General features: G+C 64.4%; 14 protein-coding genes and 1 pseudogene. 11 read left to right on the forward strand and 4 right to left on the reverse strand.

Annotated elements, in window-relative coordinates:
• Window positions 1–62 precede the first annotated feature (62 nt).
• From MTHMO_RS07920 to MTHMO_RS07940, 5 genes are all read left to right on the forward strand, one after another.
• Window positions 63–1,091 (forward strand): UDP-glucuronic acid decarboxylase family protein, encoded by a 1,029-nt coding sequence (locus MTHMO_RS07920; protein ID WP_202214292.1) that lies wholly within the window; start codon window positions 63–65, stop codon window positions 1,089–1,091.
• Window positions 1,088–2,152 (forward strand): tRNA (adenosine(37)-N6)-threonylcarbamoyltransferase complex transferase subunit TsaD, encoded by a 1,065-nt coding sequence (gene tsaD / locus MTHMO_RS07925; RefSeq protein ID WP_202214293.1) that lies wholly within the window; start codon window positions 1,088–1,090, stop codon window positions 2,150–2,152. Before MTHMO_RS07920 ends, tsaD begins: the two co-directional genes overlap by 4 nt.
• Window positions 2,153–2,234: 82 nt before the next feature.
• On the forward strand, window positions 2,235–3,404 hold the full coding sequence (locus tag MTHMO_RS07930) for a nucleoside-diphosphate kinase (protein ID WP_202214294.1): 1,170 nt from the start codon (window positions 2,235–2,237) through the stop codon (window positions 3,402–3,404).
• A gap of 36 nt (window positions 3,405–3,440) precedes the next feature.
• The gene (locus MTHMO_RS07935; RefSeq protein WP_202214295.1) at window positions 3,441–4,604 is read left to right on the forward strand and encodes a pyridoxal phosphate-dependent aminotransferase; all 1,164 of its coding nucleotides are present in this window, start codon (window positions 3,441–3,443) and stop codon (window positions 4,602–4,604) included.
• Window positions 4,605–4,693: 89 nt separating this feature from the next.
• Window positions 4,694–5,065 (forward strand): YidH family protein, encoded by a 372-nt coding sequence (locus MTHMO_RS07940; protein ID WP_202214296.1) that lies wholly within the window; start codon window positions 4,694–4,696, stop codon window positions 5,063–5,065.
• A gap of 192 nt (window positions 5,066–5,257) precedes the next feature.
• Here the strand turns inward: MTHMO_RS07940 and MTHMO_RS07945 are convergent, their stop codons facing one another.
• Complete coding sequence (locus MTHMO_RS07945; protein ID WP_202214297.1) at window positions 5,258–7,432, reverse strand: hydantoinase/oxoprolinase family protein; 2,175 nt, start codon at window positions 7,430–7,432, stop codon at window positions 5,258–5,260.
• Window positions 7,433–7,486: 54 nt separating this feature from the next.
• On the opposite strand from MTHMO_RS07945, the gene MTHMO_RS07950 reads away from it, so the two are divergent.
• On the forward strand, window positions 7,487–9,106 hold the full coding sequence (locus MTHMO_RS07950; protein ID WP_202214298.1) for an AAA family ATPase: 1,620 nt from the start codon (window positions 7,487–7,489) through the stop codon (window positions 9,104–9,106).
• Between the two features lie 245 nt (window positions 9,107–9,351).
• On the forward strand, window positions 9,352–9,663 hold the full coding sequence (locus MTHMO_RS07955) for an AbrB/MazE/SpoVT family DNA-binding domain-containing protein (RefSeq protein WP_202214299.1): 312 nt from the start codon (window positions 9,352–9,354) through the stop codon (window positions 9,661–9,663).
• A gap of 220 nt (window positions 9,664–9,883) precedes the next feature.
• On the opposite strand, the gene MTHMO_RS11150 is transcribed toward MTHMO_RS07955, so the two are convergent.
• The 3 genes and pseudogenes from MTHMO_RS11150 to MTHMO_RS07970 all read right to left on the reverse strand — a co-directional run bounded on the left by MTHMO_RS11150 (window position 9,884) and on the right by MTHMO_RS07970 (window position 12,790).
• Entirely contained in the window at window positions 9,884–10,270 is a 387-nt protein-coding gene (locus MTHMO_RS11150; protein ID WP_305061168.1) for an ATP-binding protein, read from the reverse strand.
• Between the two features lie 337 nt (window positions 10,271–10,607).
• Window positions 10,608–11,961, reverse strand: a pseudogene (locus tag MTHMO_RS07965) (IS1380 family transposase).
• 562 nt (window positions 11,962–12,523) lie between these two features.
• Window positions 12,524–12,790, reverse strand: coding sequence for an AbrB/MazE/SpoVT family DNA-binding domain-containing protein (locus MTHMO_RS07970; RefSeq protein WP_202214300.1), 267 nt, complete (start codon window positions 12,788–12,790; stop codon window positions 12,524–12,526).
• 178 nt (window positions 12,791–12,968) lie between these two features.
• On the opposite strand from MTHMO_RS07970, the gene MTHMO_RS07975 reads away from it, so the two are divergent.
• From MTHMO_RS07975 to MTHMO_RS07990, 4 genes are all read left to right on the forward strand, one after another.
• Window positions 12,969–13,886 carry an ISNCY family transposase gene (locus tag MTHMO_RS07975; RefSeq protein WP_202214301.1) on the forward strand — a complete coding sequence of 306 codons (918 nt, stop codon included), beginning with the start codon at window positions 12,969–12,971 and terminating at the stop codon, window positions 13,884–13,886.
• Between the two features lie 411 nt (window positions 13,887–14,297).
• On the forward strand, window positions 14,298–14,759 hold the full coding sequence (locus MTHMO_RS07980) for a hypothetical protein (protein ID WP_202214302.1): 462 nt from the start codon (window positions 14,298–14,300) through the stop codon (window positions 14,757–14,759).
• A 24-nt stretch (window positions 14,760–14,783) separates the two neighbouring features.
• Window positions 14,784–16,271: a DNA polymerase Y family protein gene (locus MTHMO_RS07985; protein WP_202214303.1), complete on the forward strand. Its 1,488-nt coding sequence runs from the start codon at window positions 14,784–14,786 to the stop codon at window positions 16,269–16,271.
• Between the two features lie 144 nt (window positions 16,272–16,415).
• Window positions 16,416–16,814, forward strand: a complete 399-nt coding sequence (locus MTHMO_RS07990; RefSeq protein WP_237394846.1) for a Uma2 family endonuclease — start codon at window positions 16,416–16,418, stop codon at window positions 16,812–16,814.

Here is a 16,814-nt window from a genome sequence, read left to right on the forward strand (position 1 = left end):
GAGCGGAAGACGTGCGCGAGTGGTTTGCACTTTGTTTCCTACCCCATTAGAGTGCATCGGTCATGCCCTTCGCGGTCGTCACCGGAGCTGCGGGTTTTTTGGGAAGCCATCTGGTCGATCGGCTGCTCGAGGCCGGGTACGAGGTCCTCGGGATCGATAACTTTGTGACCGGAAATCCCAACAACCTAGCCCATCTTAAGGGAGAACCCCGGTTCCATCTCCTCGTCCAAGACGTGACGGAGTATCTCGACATTCCCGGAAAGGTCGATCAGATCTTCCATCTCGCCTCCCCGGCGAGCCCCGTCGACTATCTCCATCTTCCGATCCAGACCCTGAAGGCCGGGGCGCTGGGAACCTACCGCGCCTTGGGGCTAGCCAAGGCGAAAGGGGCGGCCTTTCTCCTGGCTTCCACTTCGGAAATCTACGGCGACCCTCTGGTCCATCCCCAGAACGAGGAATATTGGGGCAACGTCAACCCGATCGGTCCCCGGGGCGTCTACGACGAAGCCAAGCGGTTCGCCGAAGCGCTCACCATGGCCTACCACCGGACTCACGGGGTAAGGACCCATATCGTCCGCATCTTTAACACCTATGGGCCGAGAATGCGGCTGCACGACGGCCGCGTCGTGCCCGCCTTTATCGGACAGGCGTTGGAGGGGAAGCCGCTCACGATTTTCGGGGACGGTTCCCAGACACGCAGCTTCTGCTACTGTTCCGACCTCATCGAGGGGATATTCGTGCTAGCGCAGTCGACCACGGCGGACCCGGTGAATATCGGAAATCCGACCGAGCTATCCATCCTGGAGTTCGCCCGGATCATCTGCCGGCTGGCGAACATCCCCGAGCGGTTGGAGTACAAGCCGCTCCCGGTCGACGATCCCAAGCAGCGCCGCCCGGATATTTCGCGGGCGCAAAAAGTCCTCGGGTGGCGCCCGAAAGTCGATCTGGAAACCGGGCTGCGGGAAACCATCGCCTGGTTCCGGGCTCATCGGCCGAACGCAGGAAAGCAAGAAGAGGGAACGCGCACCCCGCCCGGATCCCTCGGTCGTCCTCCGGCCCGGCCGTCCAACCATCTCGAAGAGCCTTCGTGAAGACGGGCGATCGCGGCGCGCGCGCGGGAAACGGAAACTTTCTCTGGCTGGGCATCGAGACCTCGTGCGACGAAACGGGGGTTGCCCTCGTGGAGGAGCGTGCCGGCCGGATACGGGTGGTCGGCGCTCTTTTGACCAGCCAGGTCAACCGGCACCGACCTTTCGGAGGGGTCGTTCCGGAGCTGGCGGTTCGCGAGCATGCCCGCAACCTGCCGCTGCTCGTGACGCGCCTTCTCGAGGAGGCGGGACTCCGCCCGCAGGACCTCCGGGGGATCGCCGTCACCCAGGGGCCGGGGCTCGCTTCGTCCCTTCTCGTCGGCAACGCCTATGCCCGGGCGCTAGCGGCATCCCTCGACCTGCCGGTCTTCGGGATCAACCACCTGGAAGGCCACCTCTTCTCGCCTTTTCTCGAGGGAGACGGACCGATCTCGTTCCCTTTCCTTGGGCTGATCGTCAGCGGGGGCCACACGCTTCTGGCCGCCGTAGAGGGATGGAACCGCTATCGGATCGTATCCGCGACCACGGACGATGCGGCCGGCGAAGCCCTCGACAAGATCGCCCGTCTCCTCGGCCTCCCTTACCCCGGCGGACCCGAGATCGAGCGGCTCGCACGGCAGGGGGACCCCAAGGCGTTTCGCTTTCCCCGCGGGTTTCCGGAAGAGGGCGACCTCCGCTTCAGCTTCAGCGGGGTCAAGACGGCGGTCCGCTACTTTCTCGAGCAGCATGCCGAAAGGCGGTCCGATCCCCGCTTCCTTGCGGACGCGGCCGCCTCGCTCCAGGAGTCGATTATCCGGACTCTCTGCGAAAAGACTCTTCAGGCCGCACGGCAGCGCAGCTTCCGCACCGTGGCGGCATCCGGCGGCGTCGTGGCGAACCGGAGGCTGCGGCAGATGCTGGAAGAGGGATGCCGCGACGCGGGCCTTTGCTGTCGAATCGCCCCCTCCGGCCTCTGCACCGACAACGCCGTGATGATCGCCGCGGCGGCGGCCTGGAAACACGCCGCCGGGATACCCCCTTCGCTCGGCACCGACATCGACCCGGGCCTGCCTTTGGCCCTGTGAAATTCCCATTGACGCCTCCAGCGGGGACCGCTTAGGGTGTCCATTCGACCGAAGGCCGCTAATCTCTTTCCTTTTCTCTCTTATGGCACGTGAACTGAGCTACGTCATTATCAACCCCTATTCGCTGCAGAAATCCCGCACGGGCGCGATTATTTCCCGATTGCTCACCCGAACGGGCCTGGAGCTGGCGGGCGCCTCGATGTTCGCCCCGAGCCATGAGCTGGTCCGCGAGTACGCCAAGATGATCGTGACAGAAAACGATCCCCAGGACCGGCAGATCCAACAGCTGATTCGAGACTACATCCTGGAAAATTACGCTCCCGATCCGGTGACCAAGCTCCGGAGACGAGTCATGGTCTTGCTCTTCGCGGGGGAAGACGCAGTCGCCCGCACGCGCGAAGCGGTGGGCAACATCAGCCGGATGAGCAGAGGCGGGGAAACGGTCCGCGACACCTTCGCCGATCTGGTCTTCGCCCGGGATGGCTCGGTCCGCTACTTCGAGCCGGCCGTCCTGGCCGCTCCGACGGTAGAGGAAGCGGCGGCCAAGCTCCGGCTTTGGAGCCGATACGCCGCAACCGATGCGGGGCTCGTCTCCGCGGCGCTCCCCACCGTCAACGATCCCGGGCACCAGCGAACGCTGGTGATCCTCAAGCCCGACACAATCCGGTTTCCGGGGGGGAGACCGGGCAACGTGATCGATCTTTTCTCGAAAACGGGCCTCGCGATCACAGCCATCAAGGTTCACCGGATGAGCGTCGCCGAAGCGGAGGAGTTCTACGGCCCCGTCCGGGCGGTCCTGCGCGAGAAGCTGGTCGGGCCGACCGGGGAAAAAGCCAAAGAGTTGCTTGAATCCGCCCTCGGCATCACCGTCGATGCCGAATTGAAGGAGCAGCTCGGGCGGCTGCTCGGACCGAAAGCGGCCGATTACCAGTTCGATCTGATCATCCAGTTCATGACCGGCCATAACCCCAAGGACTGCTCGGAGGCGGAACGCCGACTTCCCGGAAAAGAGAAATGCCTCATCCTGGTCTACGAGGGGATCGACGCCGTAAGGCGGATCCGCGAGGTCCTCGGGCCTACCGATCCGGCCAAGGCGCCGCCGGGATCGATCCGCCGCGAATTCGGCCAGAATATCATGGTCAATGCGGCGCACGCTTCCGATTCGGAGGAGAGCGCCGAACGGGAAATGCAGATCCTACGCCCCGGAGAAAGCAACTTTTCCTCTCTGGTCGCCGAATACTACGGCGCCTGACAGCACCGCCATCCGTCAATCAACCGAAAGGGTCCCATGGAACCATCCTCTCGCGCCGCCCGCATCACCCCATCTCTTACCCTTTCCTTGGGAAGCAAGGCGAAGGCTCTCCGGGCCAAAGGCGTGGACGTCATCAACCTCGCATCGGGGGAGCCGGACTTCGACACCCCGGAGTTCATCAAGGCGGCGGCTATGGGATCTCTGGATGCCGGATTCACCAAGTACACTCCTTCCTCGGGCATTCCGGAGCTGCGGCAGGCGATCGTGGACAAGCTCAAGGCGGACAATAACCTTTCCTACGAGCCTGGACAGATCACGGTCAGCTGCGGCGCCAAACATGCCTGTCTCAATGTCCTCCTGGCAACCTTGGATCCCGGAGACGAGGTCATCATCCCGGCGCCCTACTGGTTGAGCTATCCGGAGATGGTCAAGATCGCCGACGGGGAGCCCGTGATCGTTCCCACCCGGCTGGAGAACGGCTTCAAGATCACGCCGGAAGAGTTTGCGGACGCGATGACGCCGAAGACCCGGATCATCATCCTCAACAGCCCGGGGAATCCCACCGGGTCGGTCTACACGCGCGAGGAGCTCGAAGCCCTGGCCCGCGTCGCCGCCGAAGAGGACATCCTGATCCTCTCCGACGAAGTCTATGAGAAGATCCTCTTCGACGGCCTCAAGCACTGGAGCGTGGCTTCCCTCGATGCCGCGTTCTACCCGCTCACCTTCACGGTCAACGGCTTCAGCAAGGCCTATGCGATGACCGGATGGCGGCTCGGTTATGTCGCCTCGCCGCCCTGGGCCGCGGCGGCCGTCGAAGCGATCCAGAGCCATTCGACATCGAACGTAACCTCATTCGCCCAGAAGGGCGCGCTCGCCGCCTATCGCGGCCCGCAGGAGTGCGTGCAGGCCATGACCGACGAGTACAGGAGGCGGCGGGATTACCTGGTGGCGCAGCTCGGCTCCCTCCCCAAGATCCACTTCCTCCGCCCCCAGGGCACGTTCTATCTGCTGCTCGAGATCGGCGAGACGGGGCTCTCCTCTTCCCATTTCGCCGACCGCCTCCTCGAGGAAGAGAAGGTCATGACAGTCCCCGGGATCGCGTTCGGAGACGACCGCACGGTGCGCCTCTCCTATGCTACCGACATGGAAAGCCTGCAACGAGGGGTCGAACGGCTGGCCGCCTTCCTGAAGCGCCTCTAACCCCATTTCGAGCGCGCGACTTCGCCCTTTCCCGGTGTCGGACCGCTGCGGGAACGCAGCGGATGAGGAGGCCCGGCAAGCGGTTTCCGATGAAGAAAAACTTCGGGGATCACTCGGCGAACGAACGCACGTTTCTGGCCTGGGTGCGCACGAGCATCGGGCTGATGGCATTCGGCTTCCTGCTCGAGAAGTTCACCCTCTTCCTCAACTATCTGCGCCTCGCGCTCAACCAGCCGCCGACCCAAGAGCCGGCTACCCGGGTGATCGGACTCGCTTTCCTGACCCTCGGCGCCGTCATGATCGGGATGGCGGCCCTCCGATACCGGCTCAACGCCCGGCAGATCGACAGCCCGGAATTGGAAAGAAACAGCTTCGTTCTCTTCGACACGATCCTCGGCGCTTGCCTGGCCGGCGCCGGCATCCTCCTCGGCCTCTACTTGGCCCTCGGGATCGCCCTCTAGCGGCCATTTCTCACAAATTTCGTAGCCGAGGCGCCGCAAATGGGCTTGGGTGCAAGGCGGGCGCAGGTTTTCCACCGGAGCTGTATGAAGACATACTGCGAGGATGGAAAACCAAGCGGGAGCGAAGCAGACGAGCCCGTTTTGCAAGCCGTAGGAGAAAGCTTGTGAGAAATGGCCGCTAGCGCCGCCGCCTTATTCTTCCCGGCGCGTCAGAAGCAGTCCGCCGTATCGATCCACGTGCGCCTTCCAAGAAGGAGGGACGACCGTGGTCCCGCTATATTCCAGGATGACCGCCGGTCCTTCGATCCGGTTTCCGGGACGGAGCCGCTCCCTCCGGTAAAAGCGTGTCGGAACGACACGCCCCCCGAACCAGACAGGGGCCTCGTACAACAGGCTATCCTTGCCGGGCTCGGGACCCGTTTCCTCCTCCGGGACAAGGACGGGCTTCCGGGGCATGCCCCGAGCCTGCACCCGCAGCGCGACGATCTCCGTCTTTCTGCCCCAATCGGCATAACCGAACCGGAGCTCATGCAACCGGTGAAACTGCCCGGCATATTCCTCGGAATACGGGACCATCAGCTCATGCCCTTGGCCCGCGTAGCGCATGTCGACGAAAAAGGAGAGAGCGCGTTCACGCCGGCCAAACCCCTCGGCATCCAACTCTTCCTCCGCCCGGCCCGCCAGCCGGCCGAAGATCCTCCGCAGATCCTCTTCGTCGGCCCGCTCCTGGGGACAGAGCAGGGTCTCGACATACTCCTTCACAAAATCCGAGAAGAGGCCGCCAAGCGCGGAGAAAAGTCCCGGATTCCGCGGGACGAGGGCCTGCGGGATTTCCAAAGCTTCCGCCAGATCGCAGGCGTGCAAGCCGCCGGCCCCCCCATAGGCCAGAAGGCTGAAATCGCGCGGATCCCGCCCGCTCTCCGTAGCAACGAGCTGGATAGCGCGAGCCATCCGGACATTGATCACATCGAGGATCCCTTGAGCCAGCCGCTCCACCGGGTGATCCTCTTCGGACGACGCACTCCAGCGCGGCGCCATCCGATCCCGCCAGAACCGAGCGAAGAATTCCCTGGCCCGGTCGGCATCCAGGGGCATCTCTCCGCCCAGCAGGCCGGCGGATCCCAACCGTCCGAGGCAAAGGTGCGCATCGGTCACGGTGATCTCTTCCCCTCGGCCATAGCAGACCGGACCGGGATCCGCACCCGCGCTTTCGGGACCTACCCGGAGGGCCCCGCCAGCGTCGACGCGGGCGATCGAGCCTCCCCCCGCCGCGACCGTCTGAATGGGAAGCAGCGGACTCCCGATCGGGTATCCGCCGACGCTGCCGCCGCGCTCGGGGAGCGGATCCTCCCCGGCGAGGCAGACATCGGTCGAAGTGCCGCCCATGTCGAAAGCGATGATATGCGGGAAACCGACCAGGCGTCCCCAAGCGGCGGCTGCGACCGCCCCGGCCGCCGGCCCCGAAAGCAGCGTCTCGATGGGCCGCTCCCCTGCACCCCGCGCTGAAAGCGCACCGCCGTTCGAGCGCATCACCCAGAGGGAAGTCGACCTAGGCGTACCGTCCGCTCCTCTCGTCGCCATCCAGTCTACCCCTTCTTCGGCGCGGCCCAGGTAGCGGCGCAGCACGGGAGCGATGTAGGCATTGAGGACGGTCGTCGACATCCGCTCGTATTCGCGGTGTTCCGGAAGCACATGGGCGGAGAGGGAAATGGGCAGCTCCAGATGCCGGAGCAGCTTCCCCGTCTCCTCTTCATGGCGAGGATTGGCAAACGAAAAGAGGTAGACGACTGCGACGCTTTCCACCCCCGCATCCCGCAGGGTTTTCCCGATCGCCGAAACGGCCGAGCCGTCGAGCGGGCGAAGAATCTCGCCCCGGGGCCCCACCCGCTCGGGGACGCCAAAGCGCCTTTCGGCCGGGACGAGAGGGGCGGGCTTGGACGGGCCCAGGTCATAGAGCTTCGGCCGGTTCTGCCTCCCGATCTCGAGCAGATCCTCGAAGCCCTCGGTCGTCAGCAGAGCGGTGCACGCCCCTTTCCGTTCCAGGACCGCGTTGGTGCCGACCGTCGTCCCATGAATGATCTCGATCCGGTCGGGATTTTTGTTTTCCAACAGGCGGCGAATCCCCTCCAAAAGAGCGGTTTCGGGAGCGTGGGGCGTCGAAGGGAGCTTCCAGCAAAGCAGCCGCCCTTCCCAAAGCGCGATGCAGTCAGTGAAGGTCCCTCCGGTATCCACGGCGATCCGGATCAGGGATCTTCCCGAGTCCTCTGGCGCCGCTCCCGAAGCCCCTTTCTCCAGGAGGGCGTCACCGCGCCGCGCTTCCTCCGGAAACCCCGGAGGCTGCTCGGCGCTTCCGCTAGATTTTGCCATTCGGGCGATCTTCCGCTACAAGTTCCTGGCAAGCATACCAGGAACTTTCGATACATGCCTAGTCACGAAGCCCCCATCCCCCCATCGGCCTCCCCGGAAGAGCTTCTCGCTTTCTTGCGCGATCCGCGTTCCTATCCGCACCATCCTGAGCGGGTCGACTTCCTTCAGACCCATGCCTCCTATGTCTTCGTCGTCCCCCCTTACGTCTACAAGGTCAAAAAACCCGTCAACTTCGGCTTTCTCGACTACTCGACCCTCGAAAAGCGGAAATACTTCTGCGAGCAGGAAATCGCCTTGAACCGGGAGCTCTGCTCCGAAGCCTACCTGGGTGTGATCCCGATCGTCCGGCAAAGGGGCTCGCTCCGCTTCGGCGGTGACGGAGAGCCGGTGGAATACGCCGTACAAATGGCCCGGCTTGCCGAGGAGTTCTTCGCGAAGCGTCTTCTGCTCCAGGGGCGGTTCGGGGAACCCGAACTCGACCGGATCGCCGAGCGGCTAGCGGCGTTCTATAGCGGCCAGCAGCCCGACCGGGCGACGCTCGATTGGGGCCGGGTCGAGAAGCTGAAGATCACCTCCGATGAAAACTTTGCGCAAACCGAGGTCGATATCGGCAGGACGATCGACCGGATGACTTGGGAAACGCTCCGATTTTTCACCGAGGAGTTCTACCGGCGGCAGGCCGCGCTCTTCGAGCGGCGGATACGGGAAGGTTGGATCAAGAGCGGACACGGAGACCTTCACCTCGAGCACATCCACATTTCTCCGAAAAGTCTCTGCATCTACGACCGGATCGAGTTCAACGAACGCTTCCGTTCGGTGGATGTCGCCAGCGACGCCGCCTTCCTGGCGATGGACCTCACTTTCCAAGGGCGGGTGGACCTTTGCTGCTACTTCCTCGAACGACTGGCCCGCTGCTTGGACGACCCGGATATGCTCAAGCTTTCGGATTTCTACTGCTGCCAGCGAGCCTACGTGCGGGGGAAGGTCGAATCGATGACGGCCCGCGATCCGTTGGTCCCGGGCGAGGCCCAGGAAGCATGCCGGCGGCGCGCCCGGCGCTACTTTGCGCTCGCCCTCCGGTTCGCCACGGTCGGTTTCCGACCGGCTGTCCTCGCAGTCATGGGCCGAATCGGGTCCGGCAAATCGACCCTCGCCGGCGGGCTGGGACGCGCCATCGGGTGGCCCGTGCTCGCCTCGGACCCGATTCGCAAAGGGCTGGCCGGCCTCCCTCTCGAAGGGAGGCCGAGCGCAGAGGTGCGCTCCTGGCTCTATTCCCCGGAGTTCTCCGAGAGGACCTACCGGGAACTGCTCCGGCGCGCCGGGGAGACGCTGCGGACGGAGCACGGCTGCCTTCTCGACGCCACTTTTGCCCGGCGCGACGATCGGGAACGGCTCCGGGAACTCTGCCGGCAGGCCGGAGCGGATCTCCTGTTCCTCGAAGCACAAGCCGGCGAAAACGCGCGGAAGCAACGGCTTTCCGCGCGCGCCGACAGACCGGATGTCGTCTCCGATGCGCGGGCGGAGGACCTAGCCTTCCTCGACGGGCGATACGAGCCGCCTGCCGAGCTGGCCGACGGCGCCCTCCTGGCGGTCCCCTGCGGGGCCGATCCGGAATCCTCCCTTTGCGAAGCCCTCCGGGCGCTGGCCGCCCGGAAGGCGGCCGCCCGCCCCTGACGCCGACTCTGCCGAGCCCTCCGCAGCATGCGCCCTCAAACCGTTCTTCCGCTTTTCTTCCTCGGCCGCCCCGCACCGGGAATCCCGCAAAAACGCAAAAGCGTCCCTCCCGGGGCAGGAAAGCCGCTGCGCCTCTCGGAATGCAGCTTCTTACATGTTGCCACACTTCGATTTTTTTCGTTTTGTGACAAGTTTGTGACGAAAAGTCCGTTGACAATGCCCTATTGGCATAGTAAGTGCTTACCATGACTTCAGCTCTGCACGACAACTCCGCCAAGGCTAATTCCCGTAAGGGGGCGCGAAGAGCGTCCTCGTCGAAGCGGAGCGCGCGGACTGCCGGCACCACCCGGCTGAGCGTCAAAGGGCAGATCGTGATTCCCGAAGCCGTTTGCCAACGGATCGGCCTCAAAAGAGGCGATCAGTTTCTGGTCCTCGCCGACAAGGAGACGGTCTGTCTTCGCCTGCTGCGTCCTCCCTCGAGCCGTGAGTGGTCCCAGCTTCGGGAGCTAGCGAACGTCCTGACGGCGGGAATCAACCGTTCGGCTTCCGCGGCCTGACTTCGCTCGGCTTGGCGCTGAAGGACATTCCGCGGGCAAGCCGAAAAGGAGGCCTCCGCCCCGGCACGAATCCGAATGCGGACGCCTCTTGTCCGGGGGAACGGGCGGACGGTCTCGTCCGCCGGGCCACGATGGCTCGGAACGGCGGGATAGTGTCAACGCCGATGGAAAACCGGCCCGCTTTTTCCGGAATCGCCGATCGAAAATCGACCTGCTTGCATTAGGGGGAACGGGCGCAACCCGTCGAGGACACGGGGGGGTTCCGGCCGCCGCAGCCGAGGACGCGAGGCCTCCTCCCGCCGGCGGGCCGGCGCCCAGCGGCGGGAGAAAAAGGGCTTCCTCGATCGCCTCCGGGCATCCATGCCGCTTTCCGCTTGTCCTTGAGGCGGCAACTTTCGCCGGCGATCCGGACGATATGGGCATGGTGCAGCAGCCGATCGAGCACGGCCGCCGGCCCCACTGGACTGTCGGGTCGGCCGCCGAGAGGAAGCGCCTCTTGGGTCTTGCCCGCCCCGCCGGGACCGGGCAAGGGGAGGTTTTCGGCGCGCCCGATCAAGGCCAGGTTCGCCGACTCGAGGATTCGGGGCCTCGGGCGCCCCTCCGGCATGGTTCCAGTCGAAGTCCTCGACCGTTTGGATCGCCGGCGGCAGGATCCGGCACAAGACCGGAAGCCGCCGTGCGCGCGGCCGGCGGCCTGAGGACGCTTCCTTGGAGATAGCCGCCATTTCTCACCAGTACGAGCTTTCGGGCGAGAGAGGTGCCGGTTGAGTCGCTTGCGAGCAGTTCCGCCCGCGCAGAGCTCTTCGTGAGGCGGGATCGAGCAAGATTTTCATTCGATTTGCCTTAACGCGAGCACTGCAAAGCGCAAAAAGCCGGTTGTGGAGCAAGGCTCCGCCTGGTCGTAGGCTTTGCCGAAGGAACAGATCTGCGGTTTTGGCAGATGCTCAGCAACGCAGCACTCGGAAGACGTGGGTAAAGAGGCTCTTCCAAGGATAGGCGCTGCTCATCGAGAGGAAGACGCGGCGGACGCTGACGCGGACCAGCGTGCCGATCTTAAAGAGCTTGATCCGAAGGGTGGGTGTCGACCTGGGCCTCGGCCCAGTCCGTTCCTCGCAGACCGAGCCGTCGCAGCGCTTCCACCAGGGTGTAAGCGAGAGCCGAGAAGTAGAGGCGAAGTTGGTTGCTGGCCATTTGCGCGGTCGAGAGCCGGTCGGCAAAGAGGTAGAGTTGTTCCTTAATCCGATTCTCCATGTCGCCACGAGCACAGTAGAGCTTCTCGTAAAGGTTTTGGGCGGGCCACTCCTCGGTGGAGAGAGAGGTCACGACAAAGCGCGGATTCTCCCCTCTTTCCAGGTACTCGGCTTTGGCGACCACCCGGCGCTCCCTCGACCAGCTGCTCAAGGTGCGGTAGGCAAACTCGGTAAAGAAGCGGGCCGGCTTGCCACTCGACTCGTGCAGACGACGGGCTTGCTCCATCGACCCCTGAATGGTCCGGCACAAGCGCTCGTTGCGGGCCAAGCCGAAGAGGTAGTCGACTTGATTGGCTTCGCACCAAGCCATGATCTCTTCCCGGCAGAAGCCCGAATCGGCCCGGAGCACGATCCGGACTCCGGGCCAACGGGTACGGAGTTGTTCCACGATCCGGCTCACCTCCGTAAGGGAGCCCGCCGACGCATCCTGGTTCGATGGCCGAAGCCGGACGCCAAGGAGTTGATCGCCAGCAAAGATGTAGAGCGGCAAATAGCAGTAGGAGTCGTAGTAACCATGGAAGAAGCGCTCCGGCTGATGTCCGTAAAGGGGGATGTCGGTCGCATCCAGATCGAGCACCACCTCCTCAGGGGGCTGGGGATGCGATTGGAGGTAGAGATCGACCAGAAGACGGTCAATCGCTTCGGCCGAGTAGTCGATCTTGTGGTAGCGCTCGCTTCGACCCACCAGCTCCAGCCGGTTGAGCGTGCTCTTGCCCGCCAGATCCTCTTCCAGATCGCTTTTCCCGCTCAGGAGAGCAACCAACGGATCGGTCCGCAACTGCTCATGGTCGTCGAGGTCTTCGTAGCCCATCGCAATCCCGAAGATGCGCTGGGCAAGCATCTCCCGTACCCGATGCACAATGTGTTTCGGATGGCGTCGATCCACGAAGCAACCCTCTAACCGTCTTAACAAACCGATCTTCCGATCCGCTTCCCGCAACAGAATTGCGCCCCCATCGCTGGAGATCCGACCCGCGGTAAATCCCGCTTCCACCCGTCGCGAAAAATGATCTGTAAACGCAAAAGTCTCTTGGCTACACTCTGTCATGGAAGGCCGTTTCTTTTTTCTGGTTGTAGTAACGTCTTCTTAACGCACTTATACCAGGGAAAGACGGCCTTTCCTATGCCCTTTTGTCGGCTTTTTTGCCCTCCGCTATGCCCGCTATTGGTGAGATATGGCGGATAGCCGTCAAACCGCTCGGCTTTGCCCCTGCTCTTTACCCGGTGGGGCCGACAGAGACGGAAAACCCGCAGAGCTCCGCCGCTTCCCCGGAGCCGGCCGGACCTGGAGCTGACGGATGCCCCCGTAGAGCCCCGCTCCCGAATCCCGATGCCCCGCCGCCTCCCTAGCCGGACCTCCCTCGCCGCCATCCGCAGCCTCCCGGCTGCCCGTGTCAGCCAAATAGGTCAGTTTTCCTTCGACGATCCGCGTCGGTTTCGCATCGGCGCTGGCAGGATAGCCTCGGCGGCTGTCACCGCCGGGCGCTCGGGAGGCTTATCGGCCGTAGCCGTTTTCGATTCCCTGGGCCGGCGGAGGATTTGCACCTCGAAGCAGCAGCCGTTTCCCCCTCCCCTTCCCCGGCCGAGAGAGCGCGTATACGGATTGCTGCCTAGACCCGTTTCAGGAAGATCAAGTCGTTAAGGGCAACGACCACGAACTCGTCTCCCGGCCGCATGCCGAAGTCTTTCCGGATCTGCTCGGGGATCACGACCTGCCCCTTGGTGGACAAGTGAGTGGTCCAACAAGTCGGCTTGGCTTCCCCCGCTGCGGATTCTGCATCGTTCTTCTGCGCGGCGGCCGCCTTCTCCGACTCGGAAGGGATCGAACCGGCCTGCGACGAGTGAGAATTCCCTTCGGGATCAGGCGCGACAGACATAGGCGAAGTAAAGGGTAATACGAGCTTACGGGCCATTGACGAGTTAAACAAGTCGATTCCGGTGGATGAGTCAAGGCCTATTTTGCTCGGGTGTCGTAAGCAAGTGAAGTGACCGCCGCGAGAACAAGTGAAGTGACCGCTTGGGTATTGGGGGCTGGAGGGTCCATGAGATGGGGGCATGGACGGCTTTGGCGAAGCGGAAGGATGGCGAGTCAGGAAAGTTCAGGAGGTGATCATGCGGGCGATGGCCAAGCGGATCAGTTGGTTGGATGCGGCGGAGATTTTGGGATGGAGTTCTCGGACCCTTCGGCGGTGGCGCGCTCGGTACCGGATTTGGGGATACGACGGGCTTTTTGATCGGAGGAAGCGGAGGCCGATGCGGGGGATGTTCTTGCATGTGGACGGGAGCACTCATGATTGGATTCCGGGGTTGGGATGGCAGCCGGATCTGATCGCCTTTGTGGACGATGCGACCAGCGAAGTCTACGAGGCCTTTTTGTGCGAGGAGGAAGGGACCAAAGCGATCCTTTCGGGCTTACGGAGCGTCATTGAGAAAGAGGGGCTTTTTTGCAGCCTCTACACCGACCGGGGCAGCCATTTTTTCCACACGCCCGAGGCGGGAAAAGGGGTAGACCGAGAGCAGTTGACGCAGGTCGGCCGGGCGCTGGCGCAGTTGGGCATCGAGCACATTCCCAGCTACTGTCCACAGGGCCGAGGACGGATGGAGCGCTTCTTCGGCACCTGGCAGGGGCGGTTGCCGCGGGAGATCCAGGCCGCGGGCATTCAGACCCTGGAAGCGGCCAACGAGTACATCCGGAAGAAGTTTCTTCCCTGGCATAACCGCACCCTGGCCGTAAAGCCCAAGGAAGAGGAGAGCGCCTTTATCCCGGCCGGAGGAGCCGACCTGGATGGGATCCTCTGCGTTCAGGACGACCGAATCGTCGGCAACGACAACACGGTCCACTGGGGGCGGAAGAAGCTCCAGATCTTGCCCCAAAGCTGGCGCAGCGGCTTGGCCAAATGCCGGGTCCGGGTCTGTGAGCATCTCGACGGCAACCTCAGCGTCCGGTACGGCCACCGGATCGTCGGCTGGTAGGACTCGGAGGGCAAGCCGCTGGAGCTACACCAAACCAAGGCGGCTTAAGAAGAGCAGAACTTTGCCCTTGGCCCGGGGCAAGGGCAAGAACCCCAAAGGAAAGAACAATCCAATACCCCGAGCGGTCAGATCACTTGTTACCAAAGCGGTCAGTTTGACATGTCTTCAACAGCTTCTTTACAAGTATAATACATTTGTATACTCTTCTTCCATGCTTCCGTCGCAGCTGCTCGAAATCGCCCGCCGGCTGGGCCTTCTTGAGGCTCCGCAGCCGCCTCGGCGCAAGCGCCTCTCTTTTCTCGAGGAGAGCCCCGACCCTTGGCTGCGGCGCGGGGTCCTTTCCCATGCGCTCACCGAGATGGTGGCCTCCGGCCCGGGGGCGGGGCTCCTGCTTTCGGCCGCTCTCCGCTTTTGCGCCCGGATCGGCCTCCCGGTGGCGCTGGTCGACGGGGCCGATTCGTTCGACCCCAAGAGCGCCCTGGCCGGACCCGCCCCTCCCTGCTCTGGATCCGCTGCCGCCTCCCCCGGGAGATCCTCCGCGCGGCCGACCTTCTGCTCCGGGACGGGAGCTTTCCCCTGGTCTGGATCGACCTCGGCCGGCTTCCGCTTCCCGATCTCCGCCGGATCCCCTCGACAACCTGGCACCGCTTCGGCCGCCTGACGGAAACAAAAGGGACGGCCGCGCTCCTGAGCACCCCGGTCCCCGCGATTCCCGCGGCCCGGGAGCGCTACCGGATCGAGTCTTCCCTCTCCTTGGCCTGCCTGGAGGAGCCTAGGGAATCCCTCTGGCAGAGGCTCCGGCTTATCCCCTTGCGGCTCTCCGGCGCCGCAAACCCCGAATCGCCCGCCCGCCCGGCGACGGCCGCCGGGTAGAGGGGCAGGGATGGGAGCCGTCCTATGTTTGCCGCGCTGCTTCTGCCCCGATTTTCTCTCCAAGCCGCCCGGCGGGCCCGACCGGTTCCCGGAGGGAAGCCCGCCGCTCTGGTGGAAGGCGATGGGCCGAAAGCCAAAATCCGGGAGGTCGATCCGGAAGCCCGGGCGGAGGGAGTCGAGCCGGGAATGAGTCCGGCCCAGGGGCTGGCACGATGCCCTCGCCTGCTCTTCCTTTCCCGGAATCGTCGGCAGGAAGAAGCGCTCGGCCGCCTCCTCCGGGATTCGGCCTACCGGTGCTCGGGGCAGGTCGAGGAGCGGGCTCCCGGCCTTTGCCTCCTCGACCTCCGCCGCCACCCGAAATTCCAAAAGGAGTCGCCGGTAGGGCCGGGATCCGGGGCCGATGCTTCCGATCCCACGGCTCTTCCTGCGCTCTTCCAAGACAGCGGCTACAGTCTCCAAGTCGGGATCGGGCCCACGCCCGAGATCGCCCTTTGGGCGGCCCGGGTCGCTCGTCCCTGCCGCATCGTCCGGAGGGCGGAGGAGATCGCGGGCGAGCTTCCGATCGAAGAGGTCGCGTCCGATGCCGAGCTTGCCTCGCTCCTCCGGCTCTGGGGAGTGCGAACCCCCGCCGAGCTGGCCGCCTTACCCCGGGAAGGGGTGGTCGAGAGGCTCGGACCGGACGGTCTCTCTCTTTGGGAACGGACCCAAGGGAAGGAAGGCGGGCTTCTGCAACCCCTCCTCCCGGAGGAGCCCTTCGAGGCGGAGCGGGAGTGGGAGCCGCCGATCGAGGAGCTCCGTCCTCTGCGGGAAGCCTTGCGCTCCTCCCTGTGCTCTCTGGGCGAGCGGCTGGAGCGGGAGGGCAAGGCGGCCGGCTCTCTCTCCCTGGTTCTCCGCCCGGAGGAGGAAGCTCCGCGGGAATATTCTTTTTCGGTGCCGGCCCCGACGGCGGAGCCGCAAAAGCTTCTCGAGCTTCTCGATCCCTTCCTGGAGAACTGCCGCACCGCTTCTCCCCTGGCGGGTTTTCGCCTCCGGATCGCTCCCGCCCTTCCTCCATGGCACCAGCCGGCCTGGGAAAGAGGGACGATCCCCGATCCCGCGCGGCTTTCGGCGACCTTGGGACGGCTCTTGTCGCTCATGGGCGAGGAGCGGGTGGGCCTGCCCCTACCCTCCTCCGACCATCGACCGGAGGGCTTTCTCTTGGAGGCATTCGATCCCCGGCTTCGTCCCGCCCTATCCGCACCCACGACTCCTCCGGTTTTGGGAGCCCCCCTGCGCCGCTTCCGCCCGCCGGTCCCGGCGGCGGTGCGGCAGGAGAAAGGGAGACCTAGAGAGCTGCAAACCCCGGAGGGAACGTGGAAGATCGAAGGCACGGCGGGGCCCTATCCCCTATCCGGAAGGTGGTGGGAGGAGGAGTGGACGCGGCAGGAGTGGGATGTCGCCCTCCGCGGCGGCAGGATCCTCCGGCTGGCGGAGCTGCCGGAAGGCTGGCGGATCGAAGGAGAGTACGGGTGAGCCGCGCCGCCGCCTCCCCTCCCTGCCGCCGGCGCATGCCCCCGCCCCTCCTTGCCCTTTTCCAGGGGGCGCCGGTATTCCGGCAGCGGCAGGAAACGAGGCCATCATGCCCACGACGACTCCCGGCCCGCACACGGCAAAGGATTGGCTCGCGACTCCCGAGGGAGAACATCGGGAGCTCATTCCCGGGAATCTCCTCATGGCGGAGGAAACGGCCGGCTGGGACGACGACGCGAACGTCCGGGAAGGGCGATCCCCGCGCTCGCGGCCGGGATCCTCTCGCCTTCCGCCGCCCGCATCGGCTTGGTCGGCAAGGCGGACATCCGCCGCCGGGCGGGAGTCAAGGAATACCGGATCTTCGGCCGGCGCCAGGAAACGGTCCGCATCTCCCGCTTCCCGCAAGACGCGGAAAAGCCGGTTGCCGTCCATTCCTTCGCGGAGACCTTGCGGACCCCGCTCCCGCCGGAACTCTCCCTGGAGATGCCGAAGGTCCGGCAGGCCCTGCGCTTCGGCGGAGAACGAAGAAAAAAGGAATCCCGATAG

The organism is Methylacidimicrobium sp. AP8 (assembly GCF_903064525.1).
GTDB lineage: Bacteria > Verrucomicrobiota > Verrucomicrobiia > Methylacidiphilales > Methylacidiphilaceae > Methylacidimicrobium.